General features: G+C 72.0%; 16 protein-coding genes. 9 read left to right on the top strand and 7 right to left on the bottom strand.

All coding sequences use genetic code 11. The features are described 5' to 3' along the window. Positions 1-74: 74 nt before the first annotated feature. Positions 75-1517 (top strand): sugar porter family MFS transporter, encoded by a 1443-nt coding sequence (locus tag FHG10_RS12895; RefSeq protein ID WP_152353754.1) that lies wholly within the window; start codon positions 75-77, stop codon positions 1515-1517. Between the two features lie 152 nt (positions 1518-1669). On the opposite strand, the gene FHG10_RS12890 is transcribed toward FHG10_RS12895, so the two are convergent. The 3 genes from FHG10_RS12890 to FHG10_RS12880 all read right to left on the bottom strand — a co-directional run bounded on the left by FHG10_RS12890 (position 1670) and on the right by FHG10_RS12880 (position 4970). Beyond that, entirely contained in the window at positions 1670-3265 is a 1596-nt protein-coding gene (locus tag FHG10_RS12890) for a carbohydrate-binding domain-containing protein (RefSeq protein WP_152353753.1), read from the bottom strand. Positions 3266-3420: 155 nt separating this feature from the next. After that, the gene (locus FHG10_RS12885; protein ID WP_152353752.1) at positions 3421-4254 is read right to left on the bottom strand and encodes a polyphosphate polymerase domain-containing protein; all 834 of its coding nucleotides are present in this window, start codon (positions 4252-4254) and stop codon (positions 3421-3423) included. Next, the gene (locus FHG10_RS12880; protein ID WP_152353751.1) at positions 4251-4970 is read right to left on the bottom strand and encodes a DUF4956 domain-containing protein; all 720 of its coding nucleotides are present in this window, start codon (positions 4968-4970) and stop codon (positions 4251-4253) included. The genes FHG10_RS12885 and FHG10_RS12880 overlap by 4 nt, the downstream gene beginning before the upstream one ends. Positions 4971-5396: 426 nt before the next feature. Here FHG10_RS12880 and FHG10_RS12875 point away from each other — a divergent pair, with 426 nt between their 5' ends. Then, complete coding sequence (locus FHG10_RS12875; protein WP_193636305.1) at positions 5397-6257, top strand: response regulator; 861 nt, start codon at positions 5397-5399, stop codon at positions 6255-6257. Positions 6258-6434: 177 nt separating this feature from the next. Here FHG10_RS12875 and FHG10_RS12870 read toward each other — a convergent pair whose 3' ends face one another. Then, entirely contained in the window at positions 6435-6917 is a 483-nt protein-coding gene (locus tag FHG10_RS12870) for a VOC family protein (protein WP_152353749.1), read from the bottom strand. A 101-nt stretch (positions 6918-7018) separates the two neighbouring features. After that, entirely contained in the window at positions 7019-7573 is a 555-nt protein-coding gene (soxR, locus tag FHG10_RS12865; protein WP_152353748.1) for a redox-sensitive transcriptional activator SoxR, read from the bottom strand. A gap of 82 nt (positions 7574-7655) precedes the next feature. Here soxR and FHG10_RS12860 point away from each other — a divergent pair, with 82 nt between their 5' ends. After that, entirely contained in the window at positions 7656-8534 is an 879-nt protein-coding gene (locus FHG10_RS12860) for an MBL fold metallo-hydrolase (protein ID WP_227488240.1), read from the top strand. A gap of 63 nt (positions 8535-8597) precedes the next feature. On the opposite strand, the gene FHG10_RS12855 is transcribed toward FHG10_RS12860, so the two are convergent. After that, complete coding sequence (locus FHG10_RS12855; RefSeq protein WP_152353747.1) at positions 8598-9005, bottom strand: VOC family protein; 408 nt, start codon at positions 9003-9005, stop codon at positions 8598-8600. Positions 9006-9250: 245 nt separating this feature from the next. Here FHG10_RS12855 and FHG10_RS12850 point away from each other — a divergent pair, with 245 nt between their 5' ends. Together FHG10_RS12850 and FHG10_RS12845 are read left to right on the top strand one after the other, a co-directional pair. Then, the gene (locus FHG10_RS12850; RefSeq protein WP_227488239.1) at positions 9251-10600 is read left to right on the top strand and encodes a multidrug effflux MFS transporter; all 1350 of its coding nucleotides are present in this window, start codon (positions 9251-9253) and stop codon (positions 10598-10600) included. Positions 10601-10900: 300 nt separating this feature from the next. After that, entirely contained in the window at positions 10901-11506 is a 606-nt protein-coding gene (locus FHG10_RS12845; protein WP_152353746.1) for a manganese efflux pump MntP, read from the top strand. Here FHG10_RS12845 and FHG10_RS12840 read toward each other — a convergent pair whose 3' ends face one another. Next, entirely contained in the window at positions 11507-12289 is a 783-nt protein-coding gene (locus tag FHG10_RS12840; protein WP_152353745.1) for an ABC transporter ATP-binding protein, read from the bottom strand. A gap of 228 nt (positions 12290-12517) precedes the next feature. On the opposite strand from FHG10_RS12840, the gene FHG10_RS12835 reads away from it, so the two are divergent. The 4 genes from FHG10_RS12835 to FHG10_RS12820 all read left to right on the top strand — a co-directional run bounded on the left by FHG10_RS12835 (position 12518) and on the right by FHG10_RS12820 (position 16802). Beyond that, entirely contained in the window at positions 12518-13534 is a 1017-nt protein-coding gene (locus tag FHG10_RS12835) for an Ldh family oxidoreductase (protein ID WP_152353744.1), read from the top strand. Continuing rightward, on the top strand, positions 13534-14604 hold the full coding sequence (locus FHG10_RS12830; RefSeq protein ID WP_152353743.1) for a proline racemase family protein: 1071 nt from the start codon (positions 13534-13536) through the stop codon (positions 14602-14604). The genes FHG10_RS12835 and FHG10_RS12830 overlap by 1 nt, the downstream gene beginning before the upstream one ends. Before the next feature lie 49 nt (positions 14605-14653). Further along, positions 14654-15238, top strand: a complete 585-nt coding sequence (locus FHG10_RS12825) for an AAA family ATPase (protein ID WP_193636304.1) — start codon at positions 14654-14656, stop codon at positions 15236-15238. Between the two features lie 94 nt (positions 15239-15332). Continuing rightward, entirely contained in the window at positions 15333-16802 is a 1470-nt protein-coding gene (locus FHG10_RS12820) for an amidohydrolase family protein (protein WP_152353741.1), read from the top strand. Positions 16803-16949: the final 147 nt, after the last annotated feature.

The raw sequence follows: 16949 nt of genomic DNA, 5'->3' as shown, positions 1-16949 counted from the left end.
CCGCCCGCACCGCGCGCGCCCCGTCCGCCGGCTCCCGACCGCGGGGCCGGGACGAGAGTTCGAAGGAGAACCTCATGTCGTTCCGATCTGCTGCCTCCGGGGTGCCCGCCGCGGCGCCCGCCCCGACCCTGCCGCCGCTGCGGCCCGGCCCCCACGTGCGCCGGCTCGACCTGATCGCCGTCATCGCGACCTTCGGCGGCCTCCTGTTCGGCTATGACACGGGCGTCATCAACGGCGCGCTCGAGCCGATGATCTCCGACCTCGGCCTCACCGCGGTCACCGAGGGCCTCGTGACCTCGTCCCTGCTGGTCGGAGCGGCCTTCGGCGCGGCCGTCGGCGGAGCCTTCAACGACCGCGTGGGGCGCAAGAGGGCACTGACCACGATCGCCCTCGTGTTCTTCGTGGCGACGCTGGGCTGCGTGCTCGCACCCGGGCTCTCCGTCATGCTGCCCTCGCGCTTCGTGCTGGGCCTCGCCGTGGGCGCCGCCTCCGTGACGGTCCCGGTCTACCTCGCCGAGCTCGCGCCCACCGAGCGCCGCGGCGGCCTCAGCGGACGCAACGAGCTCGCCATCGTCGCCGGCCAGATGGCCGCCTTCATCATCAACGCCATCATCTTCAACCTCTGGGGCCACCACGAGGGCGTGTGGCGGTACATGCTCGCCGTCTGCGCCGTGCCCGCGATCGTGCTGTTCCTGGGGATGCTGCGCCAGCCCGAGTCGCCGCGCTGGCTGATCTCGAAGGGCCGCATCGAGGACGCGCTCGCCGTGCTCATGCTGGTGCGCGACGAGGAGCGCGCCCGCGCCGAGATCGCCGAGGTCGAGCAGCTCGCCGAGGAGGAGACGACCACCCGCACGGCCGGCTTCGCGGCGCTGCAGATCGGCTGGGTGGTGCGCCTGGTGGTCGCGGGCAGCGGACTGGCCGTCGCCCAGCAGCTCACCGGCGTCAACTCGATCATGTACTACGGCACCCAGCTGCTGGGCGAGGCGGGCTTCTCCGCGAAGGCCGCGATCATCGCGAACGTCGCCAACGGCGTGATCGCCGTGGTCGGCACCGCGCTGTGCCTGTTCGTGCTCATCGACCGCGTCGCCAGGCGCCGCCTGATCATCGGCGGCTTCTGCGTGACCACCGCCGTGCACGTGCTGATCATGCTCACCGCGATCGCCATGCCCGCCGGCACCGCCCGCGCCGTGATCATCCTGTGCCTGTTCGTGACCTTCATGTTCTTCGTGCAGCTGTGCCTGAACGCCCCCGTGTGGGTCGCGCTCGCCGAGATGTTCCCGCTGCACCTGCGGGGCCTCGGCATGGGGATCTCCGTGTTCTTCATGTGGATCGCGAACGCCGCGCTGACCTTCCTGTTCCCCGTGGTCGTGAGCATGGCCGGGCTGCAGGGCATGTTCGGGATCTTCGCCGTGCTCGGGGCGATCGTGGTGTTGTTCCTCTGGCGCACCCTGCCCAACACCAGCGGCCGCTCCCTCGAGGAGCTCGAGGAGTCCTTCGCCGGCGGCGACTTCCGCTGAGGCCGCGCCCCGCCGCGCACGCGAAGATGTGAGCGTGGCGAGCCAGAGTCCGGGGACTTTGGCTCGCCACGCTCACATCGTGTGGGGTGCTCCGGTCGCTGCGGCCGCGCCGGTCGCTGTGGCTGCGTGGCCCACTGCGGCCGCGTCGAACGTCAGGAGGCGGTGCCCGAGTCGCTGCCCGAGTTACTGCTCGAAGAGCTGTCCTGCTGGTCGGGAGGCGTGCCGCCGCCCTGACCCATCTGGCCGCCGCCCATGCCGCCGGCCTGGGACTGCAGGTCGTCGGCCGAGGTGATCTCGGTGCCGTTCGCGGTCAGGGTCGCCCCGTCGAAGGTCACGTCGCCGTTGGCGTCCACTGGGGAGTCGCCGCCGTTGTCGGCGCTCGTGATGGTGATGTCGCCGCCGGTCAGCGAGATCGAGCCGTTGGAGTCGAGGCCGTCGAAGTCTGCGTCGATGGTCACGGTGCCGCCGGAGATCGACAGCCACGAGCCATCGTCCTCCTCGCTGCCCCCGCCCATGCCCTGCTGCTGGGCGTCGGCGTCGTCGGTGGAGGTGCTCGAGTCCGTCGAGGTCGTGGAGTCCGATGCGTCGGACGACTCCTCCGCCGCGGCCTCCTCCTCGGTGGTGGCGGCAGTGGAGTTGACGCCGTCGTCCGAGGCCGTGATGTCCACGGTGCCGCCCTCGATCATGACGTCGTTCGCCTCGAGCCCCTCCTGGGACTTCTCGATGGTCAGCGTGCCGTCGGCGATCTCGATCGCCTGCTCGGCGTCGATCCCGTCGTCCCCGGCGTCGACCGTGAAGGTGCCGGCGCTGATGAGCACCCAGCCGCGGTCCTCGTCCTCGTAGTTGTCGGACTTGATGGCGTCGCCGCCGCTGGTGATGTCGAAGGTGCCGCCGATGACCTCCACGTAGTCCTTGCCGCGGATGGCGTCGTCGGCGGCGTCGACCGTGATGTCGCCGCCCGCGATCACGAGGCCGTCCTTCGTGGAGATGCCGTCGTTCGTGGTGCCGGTGACCGAGAGCGAGCCGCTGCCGGCGATCGCGAGATCGGAGGCCGAGGCGATCGCCGCGACGGGCGTCGCGTCATCGGCCACCTCGTAGTCCGTGCCGTCCTCGACGGAGTTCTCCGTGCCGTCGGCCAGGTACAGGGTCGCCTCGTCCGCGCTGTTCATGGAGATGGCGGGGCCGCTGCTGGAGGTGATCGAGGCGTCGTCGAGGATGATCGTCACGGATTCGTCGTCCGGGGCGTCGACGACCAGCTGGCCGTCGCTCAGCGACCCGGAGACCCGGTAGACGCCGCCCTCGGTGATCGTCACGGTCGAGTCGTCGACGCTCACGCCCGAGGAGTCAGAGGTCGAGCCGTCGTCGGAGAGGGTGATGGCCTGCTCGTCGGCCTCGTCCCAGGACAGGTCGCCCTCGTCGTAGTGGGTGTCGAGCGTGGTCAGGTCGAGGCTCGAGAGCATGTCGTTGCTGGCGGAGCTGCTCGAGGAGGAGGTCGTGCTCGTCGTCGCGGCGTCGCTGCTCGAGGAGGCGCCGGTGACGGCGGTCGCCGCTCCGCAGGCCGCGAGGGCGAGGGTCGCGGCGCCCGCCGCCACGGCGGCCATGGTGCGCCGGATGCTCCGTGCGCTGCGGCCGTGCCCGCCCACTGCGGACGGCGCGGCAGGCGGTGCGGCGGGCGGTGCGTCCGACGGCGGAGCGGTCGCGGCGGGGTCGATGGTCGACGGGTCCTCGGGGGTGTGCTGGTTGGTCATGGTGATCGTGTCCTCTCGCGGCGCGGGGCCGTGGTGATGGCGGGTGCTGTGCTGGTGGTTGGTGCTGTGCTGATGGCTGGTCTCGAGGTGTCGGCTGGGCTCGTGGTGATCGCTGGTCGTGTCCTCGCGACGGGTCGGGTGGTGACGGGGAGGCCTCAGGCGGCCCGGACGTCCGCCGGCGCCGCCGGCGAGCGGACCTTCTGGAGCGTGCGGTGCCAGCGGTTCCCCGGCAGCCGCGGATCCAGCAGGGCCAGGCCCGTCGCGAACTTCGAGATCCGCACCGGGCGGTGCCCGTCGGCCCAGAGCAGGCGGTCCGCGCCCCCCGGCCGTGTCCCCGCCTTCGTCTCGACGACCACGAGGCCGTCGAGGTCGTAGCCGGGGTGCGGGGTGGTCGAGGCGTGCCTGCCGGTGCCCGTGGGACGCTGCGTGCCGGGGATCTCCCAGCGCAGCCCGGCGTCGATCGTCACGCGGCTCTCCTCCCCGGTGACCAGCAGCGTCGTGCGGTCGTAGTGGGTGGTGAGCACGGGGCCGAGCTCCCCGTCGAGCGCGCAGCCGGCGCCGTCGAGGGCGGTGTCGACGAAGGCGCGGGAGGTGCCCTCCAGGGGCCCTGAGGTCGGGGCCGCGCCGGGACCGGCCGGGACCGGGATCCGCTGCTTGGAGGATCCGCCGCGCCCGGTGGCGGTCTTCACCTCGAGGAAGGCGGTGCCGGAGTCGACGTACTCACGGCAGCGGATCTTCGCCCGCCGACGGCGCTTCCCGGCCGCGGCGCGGAAGGTCGCGAGGTCCGCGGTGTCGTAATAGGTGGAGGTGTAGCGGAAGGTGCGGCGGCCTCCGATCTCCAGGACGCGGATGCTGCCGTCGAGCTCCGTGATGAGCTCCTGGACGGTCTCGCGGGGCACCAGGTACTTGCGGTCCACGCGGGTCATCAGGCCGGCGCGCTCGGAGATCTCCTCGAGGCCGACGGCGGGAAGCGTGCTCAGGCTGGTCATCGTGCGACCCCCTGGGCGGTCCGGTCGGCGTCCGGGCGGAGACCGGTGCGGTCCTCGGGGCCGGTCTTCGAGTCGGTGCTGACGGGGGCGGCCATGCTGGTGCGCCCGGCCGACGGGATCGAGCGCTCGGCGGCGCTGGCCTCGATCGGGATCGCGGCGCCCTCGGGGCGCTCGCCGGTGAGGCGGTAGCGGACGTCGACCATGGTGGTGTCCGAGACGGTGTCCAGGCGCTGCACGCTGAGCGAGGTCACGCGGCCGCCGAGCATCCGGGAGAGGTGCTCGCGCAGCTCGTCCTCGTCGGCGATCGCGCGGTCGACGATCACCACCTGCCGACGGTGCTCGGCGAGCAGCGCCGGGTGGTCGACGAGGGTCATCGTCAGGACGATGAGCGCCATGAACACGGCGCCCATCCAGGCGGGAGTGACGGACAGGCCGCCCACGAGGCCGAGCGCCAGGAACGCGAAGTAGTAGGCGATCTCGTGCTGGGCGAGCTCGTCGGAGCGCAGGCGGATGATCGACAGCACGCCGAACAGGCCCAGGCCGATCCCGGCGCTCACGGCCGAGTTCGCGAGCAGGGCGGAGACGGCGAGGACGCCGACGTTGATGCCGAGGAAGGCGACGACGAGGTCGCGGCGGCGATGGCGGGGCCAGTAGATGCCGAAGGTCAGGGTCGCGGCGGCGACGAGATCCAGGGCGTACAGGGCGATGGCGGACATGAAGGGTGCTCCTCGATGATCGGTGTGCCATCGAGGATTCGTCCCGCGCCTGTGGAGCGCCTATGTCCGCCCTGTCGCGGGTGTATGAGAGGTGAACGGCGAGCGTCCTGCGGCAAGAACCCGCGTGTCCGACGAGGTTGGGGTGGCCTGGTGCGGCGTCTCTTGGGGCGGTTTGGTGACGAATGCGTTGGCCCGGACCCTCCTGGGGCACCGCACGAGAAGCACGCCCGTTAACCCGTGCTGAAGACGTGCTGCGGTACTGTTTGTGTTGCTGCGTGCGGCAAACGCGGAAGAACAATCACATCTTGACTGGGTTGCACGCGGAGACCTTAATGTGCCGCCTGAATTCGCCCTAGCCTGCTGCGTTCAGATTGGGCGCGAGTTCGAACGCCAATGAAAACATCACAAGCAGAGGTTAGGTGTCGGGTGAGTGACGAATGTGTCAAGAAGCCTTCCCTCCCGGGCGGTGGCAACAAACCGCGTGGCGGCAGTCACGGCAAGCGTGAGCACGCCCATGTTGCTGCAATGAATGCACTCAAGTCTGTACGTGAAGTTCTTGGCTCGGTAGGTCTTGTCGTGGCCGTCGTAGCGATGCTTGTGTGCATCGAGTCGTTCGTGCCAAATTCATGGGTGAAGCGCAACTTTAGTTCCATGACCTTCAGTGCGGAGCTATCGATCGGGTTAACTATGGCGGCCATCGGGCTAGCTGTTGCAATCTATCGCCGACAAGCTATTGAAGCCGGCAAGACTGAAGATCGCGCTTGGGATCGCGCGAGTTACTTCCATGAAAACGTCCTTGAGGTCTTGCATTTTACTCGGCGTGCGAATGAGATGAGGGGAGGTGAGGCGCCGAGCAACTCCCTGGAGCGCAGGTACGAGGACGAGCTTGCGCGCTGGCTTACCGATGCGAGTGCGTCGGTAAAGCAAGTGCTGTGGGTGGATGACAAGTTGGAAAGTGTCGCTTGGGAACGTAGGGCCCTTCAGTGCGCGGGGGTGAGTGTAGTTGGGGTGGAAAACTCCACCGACGCAATCGCTCTGATGCAATGCAATTCATTTGACTTGGTGATAACTGATGTTAGGCGACCTGAGGGCGCTTTCGCTGGACTAGAGTTGGCATACCGGATTACCAAGGAAGGCATTTTGGGGGCGCCCGCGATACCTGTACTTATGTATTCAAGTTCGTCAACTCCGGCACAGGAAGAAAGCGCGAGACGTAATGGCGCTTCAGGGCAGTATTCTAGCCCTTACGAATTGCTGATAGCCGTGCTCGCGCACTTGAAAAATTAATGACGGATTGATGCGATTTGGAGTTTAGTCAATTGTTGGTCGGGGGGGGTATGTAGTGCATGGGAATTTATTGGGCGAGCCCCTAAGGCCCCCAATAGGGGGCGTCGAACTTGTTGCGGGGCTGGCGGGGCGTTTACCTGGTAACTTCTATTGTATCAATAGGCTCTCTGTTGAGGCTCAGGCGACGATCTCGATCTCGAATCCCTGCCCGTTCTCGAGGAACAGGGCCGTGTGCTCGGGGCCGCCGGCGTGTGGATAGGACTCGGAGAAGAGCTCCGCCCAGCCGTGGTCCGGGGCCTGCTCGCGCAGGCGGTCGAGTGGGGCGGGGGCTGCGGCCGCGTCCCGGAGTGCGCCCGTGCCGGTGGCGGTCGGAGATCGCATGCCCGCGTCGTCGTCCGGCGGCAGCCGCAGCGCGAGATGGTTCAGGCCCGGCCGCAGGCGGTCGTGCCCGTCGCCGACCACGGCGGGGGACTGCTCGAGCACGAGGTAGACGCCGCTCGCGTGGCGCCAGATGCGGCCCGTCGGCCACTGCGGATCCGACTCGCCGCTCCAGCCGAGCTCTCCGAGCAGCCAGTCGAAGGACGGCACCGCGCCCGCGAGGTCATGGGTCCACAGCTCCACGTGGTGCAGGGGCTGCGGGGCGGACGAGGAGTGCTCCATGGGTCGAGGGTACGGCCGACGGCGCGGGCGCGGACCCGGGGTCTGGAACGTGGGGTCCGGTGCTCGGTGCCGGTGATCTGGCGCCGGTCACCTGGAGCCCGTCACCCCTCCTCGGGGTGCGGGAACACGCGCCGAGCTCCCGGGCCGGATGCCCCGAGCGCGTCGTCGGGATTGTAGATCGCGCACTGGCGCATGGAGAGGCAGCCGCAGCCTACGCACATCGAGAGTCCGTCGCGCACCTGCTCGAGCTCGCGGATCCTGCGGTCCAGGCGGGGGCGCCACTCGCGGGCGAGGCGCGCCCAATCGCGCTTGGTGGGCGCGTGGTCGAGGGGGAAGCGGGAGAAGGCCTCGGCGATCTCGGCCAGGGAGAGGCCCACGTGCTGGGCGGCCTGGATGACGGCGATGCGCCGCAGCACCGTGCGGGCGTAGCGGCGCTGGTTGCCGGAGGTGCGCTCGCTGGTGAGCAGCCCGCGGGACTCGTAGTGGCGGATTGCGCTCGTCGCGACGCCCGCGCGAGCGGCGACCTCGCCGATGGTCAGCCGCTCCTCGGGCGAGGCGTGTGCGCCCGAGGCCTCGTCGCGGAAGGGACGGACGGGCCCGTCGGCCCCCTGGGCGGCAGCGGCCCCGGGAGTGGGGTCGGTGCGGTCAGCGGTCATGGCAGAAGTCTGCGCCGGGAGAGCCTTGACTTCAAGCGGACTTGAGGTCGGAGGGTGAGGGTCTTCAAGGAGAGGCCTGATCATGACCCAGAACGCCAGTGCTGTCGTCCGTGGCGAAATGCTCGACGCGCGCGCCGCGACCCGAGGGATCCTGCAGTGCGCCACCTGCGGCGTCGAGTACGACGCGGCGGACCATCCGGATGTCTGCCCGATCTGCGCCGACGAGCGCCAGTACCTCCCGGCGGACGGCATCCAGCACTGGACCGACCCCTCCCGCTACGCCGGCCCGCTCGACCTCGTCGAGCTCGAGGAGGGGCTGTTCGCCCTGCGCGGCGTCGAGGGCGTGGGCATCGGGCAGGAGGCGAACGTGCTGGTCACCGAGCACGGGACCGTGATGGTCGAGGTCCCCGCCGCGATCACCGATGCCGCGATCGAGGCCGTGAGGGCCCTCGGGCCGATGCGTGCGATCATCCCCAGCCACCCGCACATGTTCGGCCTGCAGTCGGCGTGGTCGGAGGCGCTCGGCGGCGTCCCGGTGTGGATCGCGCGGGCCGACGCCGCCTGGCTGGGTCGCGCGCCCGCGCACCTGCACCTGCACCTGTGGGAGGGGGAGGAGCAGGTCCTCCCCGGCGTGACGGCGGCCCAGCTCGGCGGGCACTTCCCCGGCAGTGCCGTCGTGCACTGGGGTGGGGCCGACGGACGCGGAGTGCTGCTCTCGGGCGACACCATCGCGCCGAACCCCGACGGCCGCACCCTCGCCTTCATGCGCTCCTACCCCAATCGGATCCCGCTGTCCGGGGCCGTCGCGCTGCGCGTCGCCGAGGGCGCCGCGCGCTTCGGCTTCGAGCGGCTGTACGGGAACTTCGCGGGCGCCGTGCTGCGGCACGCGCGCGAGGCGGTGCTCGCCTCGGCCCGTCGGCACGCGGAGTGGACGAATGGGGAGCACGACGAGCTGACGTGAGGCAGGTGCTCAAGCGGGGAGGGGTTCGTGCAGGTCCGCACCCGATCGGGCGGGCCGGTGTCCTCACTCAGGCCGTACGGCGCTCAGGCAGAACGGATGGCCGACGGGATCCAGCATCACTCGCCAGCGCCCGGGGTCGGGCTGCGTCGACGCCTCCGAGCCGCCGATCGCGACGACCGCGCGAGAGCCGGTGTCGAGATCCTCGGCCGCGAGGTCGAGGTGCATCTGCTGGCGCTGCGGACCGCCCGGCCACTGCGGGGCGACATAGTCGTCGACCCTCATCAGCGTGATCATCGGACCCGCCCCCGCCAGGGCGATGACGGACCCATCAGGAGCTGCGAAGGCCTTCGTGAGGCCCAGCAGGGAGCGGTAGAAGGGTGCGAGCGCGCGCGGATCCGGGCAGTCGATCGAGATCGAGGCGAGCCCAGCGATCGCCGCGGGGGCCGCGTCGGGCGGGGTCCTGGTGGTCATGGCCTCACCGTAGGCCCGCGCACGGACAGGCGAGCCGTCGACCATCCGGCCCGTCGGCCCCGGGTCGTCCCGGTACGGCAGCTCGCACGCGGCCGCCCCGCCGCGTGGCCTGCGGCACGCCTCTCTCGCCCGATTGCAATGAATGCATAACAATATTCCTGCGGTGCGTCGGAACGTCCGACGGGCCCACGACGGGCCGGCGATGAGCCGGACGGCCCGTGCGCCGCGAAGGAGGACCGGACCACGTGACGAGCGAAGCGACCCTCGACCCGCCCGCACAGGAGACGCAGAAGGCAGCGAGCACGACGCAGGCCGCGCCCGCGATGACCACTCCCGCGATGACCACGCCCGCGGGCGCGGACTCCCCGCATCCCGCGCGCGCCCGCCCGATCGGCGGCGCGATGCTCGTGACCCTGGCGATCCTCGCGGCCGTGGCGCCCTTCGGGACCGACCTCTACCTCTCCGCGTTCCCCGCCATGACCTCGGACCTCGCGACCACCGCGACCGGCGTGCAGCTCTCGCTGACCGCGTTCCTCGTCGGCGCCGGTCTCGGACAGGTCGTCTTCGGCCCCTGGTCGGACCGTGCCGGGCGCATGCCCCCTCTGCTCATCGGGCTGGTGCTCTTCCTCGGTGCGAGCATCGCCGCGGTCCTCGCCGTGAGCGTGCAGATGCTCGTGGTCGCCCGGCTCCTGCAGGGCCTCGGCGGCGCCGCCGGCATGGTGATCGGCCGCGCCATGATCCTCGACCGCGAGCGCGGCCCCGCCGCCGCCCGCGCCCTGAACGTCATGATGATGATCGGCGGTGTCGCGCCCGTCATCGCCCCGCTCGGCGGCAGCCTGCTCGCCGAGTCGATCGGCTGGCGCGGCCTGCTGGGCATCGTCGCGGCGCTCGGGCTCATCGCCCTGGTCGCGACGCTTCTCTGGGTGCGCGAGACCCTTCCGGCCGAGGTCCGCGCCGAGCACCGACGGGACGCGGACAGCCCGACGGACGGCACGATGGACAGCTCGGCGGACGGGCGCAGCGGCTGGTCGGCGATGCTGACCCGCGGCTACCTCGGGCACGTCGCGGCGTTCGGCTTCGGGATGGCGATCATGATGGCCTACATCTCCGCCTCGCCCTTCGTCTACCAGGACATGATCGGGCTGGGCACCGTGCAGTACGGGCTCGCCTTCGCCCTCAACGCGATCGGCATCATGGCCTCCTCGGCGCTCTCCGCCCGTCTCGCCTCCCGCGTCGGCGTGCGCACCCTGACCGGCGCGGGGCTGGCGATCAGCACCTGCGCGGTGCTGGTGATCCTCGCGCTCACGCTGGCCGGGGCGCCGCCGGCGTGGCTGATGGTGCCGCTGTTCGCGGCGATCGCCCCGCTCGGCCTGGTCTTCGGCAACGCGACCGCGCTCGCGCTCTCGGCGGTCCCGCAGCGGTCGACCGGCTCCGCCTCGGCGCTGCTGGGCATGCTCCAGTTCGTGCTCGCCGGCATCGTCGCGGGACTCGTCGGCCTCGCCGGCGAGGACACCACGCTCCCGCTCGCCCTCACCATGCTCGCCTCCGCGCTCATCGCGCTCAGCGGCTTCGCCGTCGCGGGCGCTCGCCGCTGATCAGCGCGGCCGACCGCTGTGGAGCCTCCCACGGGCGCTTCGTCGGTGTGCCGCGTCTCCCGTAGGCTGACCCCAGAAGGGGAGTAGTTCCCAGCGCGCGTGCGCCGCAGGCCCGTCGGCCCGACCGCCGGCCCCATGGCGCAGCGCCGAGGCGATGTCGACATTCTGGTGCCCCGGCACCCGGCCCGCCGCCCGGCTCCGCGACCGCAGCAGCGGGAGGGCCCGGGTGAACGAGACCTTCGGCATCAGACCATGCCGGAGGACTCCATCCGCCGGCCCGACTCGTGAGGTCCCGACCCCATGACCCTGGCCACCACCGCCACCCTTCTGATCCTGGCCCTGGGCGTCTCCGCCGATGCCTTCGCGGTCGCCCTCGGGCGCGGCCTGCAGATCCGCGGGAAGCTCCTGTTCAACGCGCTCGTCCTCGCCGCCGCGTTCGGCATCGCGCAGGCCGTGATGCCCCTGCTGGGCTGGCTGCTCGGCGCCGCCTTCGGCTCCTACGTCGACAAGGTCGACCACTGGATCGCCTTCGGGCTGCTCGCGATCGTGGGCGGCAAGATGATCTGGGAGGCCTTCCGGCCCGACGGCCCGGCCGAGGAGCTCCCCGAGGACCCCGACCACCCCGACCATCGCGTCATCCCGCGCGAGGTGGCCGTGCTCGCGGTCGCGACCAGCATCGACGCCTTCGCCGTCGGCATCTCGATCGCCTTCTCGAAGCTCTCGATCTGGGCTGCCGTGCCCGTGATCGGCGTGGTGACCTTCGTGCTGTCCTTCGTCGCCGTGTTCCTGGGCCAGAGGATCGGCGCGCGCTTCCGCACGCCCGCCGAGGTCATCGGCGGCGTCATCCTCATCCTCATCGGCCTGCAGATCCTGCTCGAGCACCTCGGGGTGCTCCAGGGCGTCTGATCAGCGGAAGCGCTGCACCGCGAGCGGCGCGCTCGCCGCGAGGTCCCGGATGGCCGAGTGCTCGGTGCTCGCGAGGACCTCGTGCATCGTGCCGCGGGCGAGGATGCGCCCCTGGCCGAGGAAGGCGACGTCTTCGCACAGGCGCTGGAGCAGTTCGAGGTCGTGGGAGGCGATGAGCATGCCCACGCCCAGCTCGTCGGCGCGGGCGCGCAGGCCCGCCGCGATCTCCCCGCGCATGCCCGGGTCCACCGCGGTCAGCGGCTCGTCGAGCACGAGGATGCCGGGGCGGGTGGCGAGCGCCGTCGCGAGCGCGACCCTCTGCAGCTCCCCGCCGGAGAGCGAGCGCAGCGTGCGGCCCTCGAAGTGCGGCTCGAGTCCCACGGTCGCGAGCATCTCCGGCACCGAGACCGCATGGGTGCGGCCGCCCTTGCGCGCCTCCCGGGCGGCGTTCTGCAGGGCCCCGGTGACGCTCGCGCGGGGATCGGTGACGGTCAGCGCGTACTGGGAGACGAAGCGGACGTCGGCCGTGAAGGCCTTGCGATGCGCGCCGCGCAGCTTCGCCGCGTTCCGACCCTCGTACATGACGTGACCGGAGGTCGGCTTCAGGACCCCGCGCAGCACGTCGATGAGCGTCGTCTTCCCCGCGCCCGACGGCCCGAGCAGCCCCGTGGGCGCCTGGCCCGAGCGGATCTCCAGATCGATGCCGTCCAGGACCCTCTGGCCCGGGTAGCCGGCGTGGACGTCGGAGGCGGTGAGCGCGGTGGACGAGGCGGAAGAGGCCATGATCGCTTTCTGTCGGGTCGGGTCGGGTCGGGTCGGGTCGGGTCGGGTCGGGTCGGCTCGGGTCGGGGTGCGGGTGTGATCCCTGCGAGCGGGGCACCGGCCCCTCGGCACTGTAGCGACGGAGCCTGGGGCGGGGTCGGGAGCGCCGCCCGTCGGTCCGTCGCCCACCCCCACCCGCCCGTCGGACGCCCGCGATCCGGGCGCGCCGCTCCGATAGCGTGGACGACCATGACCTCGAGCTCCGCTTCCTCCGGCCCTGCCGCGCCCGCCCCGACCCGTCGCCTCACCCTGGACGAGCTGTCGGATCTCTGCCGTGGGTCGGTGCGCGCGGCCGGCGGCTCCGACGAGGTCGCCGACGCGCTCGCCGCGGCCGTCGTCTCCGCCGAGCGGCGCGGCAAGTCCGCGATCGGCGCGACCCACCTGCCGGACTACCTCGACGGCCTGCGCACCGGGAGGATCGCGCCCGATGCTCGCCCGCGCGTGACCACGGACCGCCGCGCCGTGATCGCGGTCGACGCCGACGGCGGCACCGCCCAGCTCGCCTTCGACGTCGCCGAGGACGACCTCGTCGCCGCCGCCCGCGACTGCGGGGTCGCGGTGCTCTCCGTGCGCGACGCCTTCACCGCCGGGGAGCTCGGCGACTATGCGAGCCGCCTCGCCGGGCACGGGCTGATCGCCGTGACCGGCGCGAACTCGCCCGCGCTGATGGCCGTGCACGGCGCGAGCGAGGAGGTCACCGGCACGAACCCGATCGCCTTCGCCCTCCCGCACCCCGACGGGCCGCGCATGTTCGACCAGGCCACGAGCGAGACCGCCTGGGTGAAGATCCGCGACGCCGCCGACGACGGATCCGCGATCCCCGAGGGCTGGGCGCTCGATCCGGACGGCGAGCCCACGACCGACGCCCGCGCGGCGCTCGCCGGGGCTCTGCTGCCCTTCGGCGGCGTCAAAGGCGGGAACATCGCGCTCATGGTCGAGATGCTCGCGGCCATGTCCGGCGGCTCGTTCTCCCTGGACGCCGCACCCTTCGACTCCGGGGAGACCTCCCCGAGCCTGGGCATGTTCGCGATCGCCATCGACCCGTCTGCCTTCGCGCGCGACTACCCGCAGCGGGCCGAGGAGCACCTGCGCCGACTGCACGAGGAGCACGGCGTGGACTTCGGACGTCGCAAGGACGAGGTCACCGAGGTCGAGCTGCCCCGTGCGCTGATCGACGAGCTCACCGGGACGACGGAGGAGCGCTGATGCGCGCCCGCCGCCTGCTGCCCGTGGTCGACACCCACGTCGCCGGGCTCCCGGTGCGCGTGGTCACCGGGGGAGTGGCCCCGCTGCCCGGGAGGACGATGGAGGAGCGCCGCGCCCACTTGGCCGCCGAGCGCGACGACCTGCGCACCCTGCTCATGTGCGAGCCGCGCGGCAACGGCTGGATGTCGGGCGCGATCCTGCAGCCGCCCACGCGCGAGGACGCCGACTGGGGCGTGCTGTTCATCGAGGTCACCGGCGCGCTGCCGATGTGCGGCGCGGGCACCATCGGCGTCGCGACCGCGCTCGTGGAGACCGGCATGGTCGAGGTCGCCGAGCCCGTCACCCGGATCCGCCTGGACGCCCCGATCGGCCTCATCACGGCCGACGTCGAGGTGCGGGACGGCCGGGCCCGCTCGGTGACCATCGCCAACGTCGCCTCCTTCGCCCATGCCCTCGACCAGCGCATCGACATTCCCGGGTACGGGGAGGTCACGGTCGACATCGGCTTCGGCGGGAACTTCTACGCCGTCCTCGGCGCCGACGCGCTCGGGCTGCGCGTCGCCCGCGAGGCGTCGGACGATCTGATCCGCGCGGGCAGCGCCGTCATGGACGCGGTGAACGCGCAGATCCTGCCCCGCCATCCGGGGACCGGCTACGAGGGCTGCGAGCACACGATCCTCCTGGACCCCGCCTCGGATGCGCGCCGCGCCCGCCACGCGCTCGTGAACCACCCCGGCTGGATGGACCGCTCACCCGGAGGCACCGGCACCAGCGCGCTCATGGCGATCCACCATGCGCGCGGGGAGCTGGGCCTCGAGGAGGACTTCGAGAGCACCTCGCTCCTGGGCACGTCCTTCACCGGCCGCCTGGTCGGGACCACCCGCATCGACGGGATCTCCGGTTCCGACGGGGCCGCCCGCGCCGACGGATCCGCCCGTGCCGATGGAGCCGGACGCGCCGACGGGGCCGAGGCGGTGCTGCCCACGATCACCGGCAGCGCCTGGCTCACCGCGCTCTCGCAGATCGTCCTGGACGCGAGCGACCCGTTCCCCTCCGGCTTCACCCTCTGAGGGACCGACGGGCCATGGCCGGCGAGCCGCCCCACTACGCTCGATGACCATGAGCACCGACCACCCCGTCCACCTCGACCGCCAAGGTCACCCCGAGACCTCCCGCCTCTTCTTCCTCGTCGGCCCGCCCGCTGTCGGGAAGCTGAGCATCGCGCGCGAGCTCGCGCGCCGCTCCGGCGCGATCGTCGTGGACAACCACCTGGTCAACAACGCCGTGTTCGTGCCCATGGGTCTGGCCCGCGGCGGCCGCGACCTCGCCGACACCGACGCGCTGCGGGCACGGGTGCTCGACGTGGTGCTCGAGGCGACGCTCGCGGCGCCGGCCGAGCTCTCCCACGTGTTCACCAACTGGCTTCCCGACGAGCCGGACAACGCCGCCCACGTGCAGCGTCTGCGGGACCTCGCCGCCCAGCGCGGCGCGCGGTTCGTGCCCGTCTGGCTCACCGCGTCGGCCGACGAGCTCGCCGCCCGCGTGGACTCGCCCGAGCGGGCGGAGCGCACCAAGCTCACCGACCCCGGCATCCTGCGCGACGTGCTCGCGATCCCTCAGCTGCCCGCCCCGTCGGACGCGATCGAGGCGGACACCTCGCGGATGAGCATCGCGGAGGCGGCCGAGCGCATCCTCGAGGCATAGGGCGGCGGACTCTGGCCTGGCCTCGTGGCGCGGCCCCGGGGCACGGTCTCGGGGCGCGGCCCCGGAGCACAGCCGCCGGGCATAGCCTCGGGGCATGACCACCGCGAGCTACGTCCCCGCGCCCACCGCCACCGGCTCCGTCGTCCTGGCTGACGTCGCCGTCGTCGACCCCGCGAGCGGTGCGGTCACCGCCCATCAGGACGTGCGCCTGGAGGGGGAGAGGATCGCCGCGGTCGGCGCGCACGACGAGCAGCGGGCGCACGGCGACCAGCAGCACGGCGCGCACGTCGTGGACGGCGCGGGCCTCTTCGTCGTCCCCGCCTTCGTCGATGCGCACGCGCACCCGCTGAACAACCCCGAGGACGTCGACGCGACCTATGCGCTCATGCTGGCCGCGGGCGTCGCCGGCTACCGGCAGATGTCCGGCAGCGACGAGCTGCTGGCCCGCCGCGCCGCGGGCACGCTGCGCTCACCCGAGGGGGCGCCGCGCCTGCTCGCCCTGCCCGGCGACCTGCTCACCCCGATCACCGCGCCCGACGCGAAGGGGGCCGCAGCCTCCGTGCGCCACCAGGCCGAGCGCGGCGCCGACTTCGTCAAGGCCGGCTTCACCAATCGCAGCACGCTGCTCGCCGCGATCGCCGAGGGCGAGAGGGTCGGCCTGGACGTGGTGGGCCATGTGCCCGATGACATCGACGCCCGCGAGGCCTCCGAGGCCGGCATGCACTGCATGGAGCACCTGGGCACCGGCGTCTCGCTGTACGCGGCGTCCTCGCGGCGCGAGCAGCAGGCGCGCAAGGACGCCGGCGGCGTCCCGAGCCTCCCGCGCATCCCCGGGCTCGCCCCGATCGCGAACCGGATCTTCCAGCCCTTCCTCATGAAGCTCGTGGTCAACCCCGCGGCCCGCACCAGCGCCAAGACCGCCGAGAACTACCGGCTCGTGGACCGCAGCTTCGACGCCCAGCGCGCCGAGTCCCTCGCGCAGCTGCTCGCGGCGAACGACACCTGGCAGTGCCCGACGCTGATCCGCGTGCACACCCAGCAGTTCCCCGGCACGCCCCGGCACCGCGAGGACCCCCGCAGGCGGTTCATCGCGCCGGACGTGCTCGAGCTCTGGGAGTCCGTCACCGACACCTTCGAGGACCTCCCCGCCCCCACGCGGGAGGCGCTCGCCGAGCACTGGGACGCGCAGCTGCGGATGACGCGCGTGCTCGCCGACGCCGACGTCCCGATGCTCACCGGCACCGACTCCAACGGCGCCAGCTGGGTGATCCCGGGCCTGGGCCTCCATGACGAGTTCGCCCTGCTCGCCGAGGCCGGCGTGAGCCCCGCGAAGATCCTGCGCGCGGCCACGAGCGACGCCGCCCGCTTCTTCGGCCGCGAGGACCGGGCCGGTGCCGTGCGTGCCGGCTTCGAGGCGGACCTGGTGCTGCTGGGCGGGGACCCGACGGCCGACGCCGCTGCGCTCGCCGACGTGCGCGGCGTCGTCCGCGACGGCGCCTACCGCGACCGCGCCGCGCTCGACGAGACCCTGGAGCGCCTCGCCGCCCACCCCTCCGCGCGCTGAGGTCGATCTGACGTTCGGGTGGGAATTCGCGCCCGATTCCCACCCGAACGTCAGATCGACCGGCGGGCGGGGCGCGATGGGTGCGCGGAGCGTGGTGCACGCGGGGCGATGCGTCGACTCCCGCGGGGCGCACAGGACCCCCACAGC

It is taken from the genome of Brachybacterium subflavum, from assembly GCF_009299795.1.
GTDB classification, from domain to species: domain Bacteria; phylum Actinomycetota; class Actinomycetes; order Actinomycetales; family Dermabacteraceae; genus Brachybacterium; species Brachybacterium subflavum.
Note: the sequence above shows the minus strand (reverse complement) of the source record. Positions and strands in the feature narration are given on the sequence as shown.

What these genes read in the sequence shown, in the direction of transcription:
- FHG10_RS12895 (WP_152353754.1), top strand. Translation starts at nt 75, where the DNA reads ATGTCGTTCCGATCTGCTGCCTCCGGGGTGCCCGCCGCGGCGCCCGCC.
- FHG10_RS12890 (WP_152353753.1), bottom strand. Translation starts at nt 3,265, where the DNA reads ATGACCAACCAGCACACCCCCGAGGACCCGTCGACCATCGACCCCGCC.
- FHG10_RS12885 (WP_152353752.1), bottom strand. Translation starts at nt 4,254, where the DNA reads ATGACCAGCCTGAGCACGCTTCCCGCCGTCGGCCTCGAGGAGATCTCC.
- FHG10_RS12880 (WP_152353751.1), bottom strand. Translation starts at nt 4,970, where the DNA reads ATGTCCGCCATCGCCCTGTACGCCCTGGATCTCGTCGCCGCCGCGACC.
- FHG10_RS12870 (WP_152353749.1), bottom strand. Translation starts at nt 6,917, where the DNA reads ATGGAGCACTCCTCGTCCGCCCCGCAGCCCCTGCACCACGTGGAGCTG.
- soxR (WP_152353748.1), bottom strand. Translation starts at nt 7,573, where the DNA reads ATGACCGCTGACCGCACCGACCCCACTCCCGGGGCCGCTGCCGCCCAG.
- FHG10_RS12860 (WP_227488240.1), top strand. Translation starts at nt 7,656, where the DNA reads ATGACCCAGAACGCCAGTGCTGTCGTCCGTGGCGAAATGCTCGACGCG.
- FHG10_RS12855 (WP_152353747.1), bottom strand. Translation starts at nt 9,005, where the DNA reads ATGACCACCAGGACCCCGCCCGACGCGGCCCCCGCGGCGATCGCTGGG.
- FHG10_RS12845 (WP_152353746.1), top strand. Translation starts at nt 10,901, where the DNA reads ATGACCCTGGCCACCACCGCCACCCTTCTGATCCTGGCCCTGGGCGTC.
- FHG10_RS12840 (WP_152353745.1), bottom strand. Translation starts at nt 12,289, where the DNA reads ATGGCCTCTTCCGCCTCGTCCACCGCGCTCACCGCCTCCGACGTCCAC.
- FHG10_RS12835 (WP_152353744.1), top strand. Translation starts at nt 12,518, where the DNA reads ATGACCTCGAGCTCCGCTTCCTCCGGCCCTGCCGCGCCCGCCCCGACC.
- FHG10_RS12830 (WP_152353743.1), top strand. Translation starts at nt 13,534, where the DNA reads ATGCGCGCCCGCCGCCTGCTGCCCGTGGTCGACACCCACGTCGCCGGG.
- FHG10_RS12825 (WP_193636304.1), top strand. Translation starts at nt 14,654, where the DNA reads ATGAGCACCGACCACCCCGTCCACCTCGACCGCCAAGGTCACCCCGAG.
- FHG10_RS12820 (WP_152353741.1), top strand. Translation starts at nt 15,333, where the DNA reads ATGACCACCGCGAGCTACGTCCCCGCGCCCACCGCCACCGGCTCCGTC.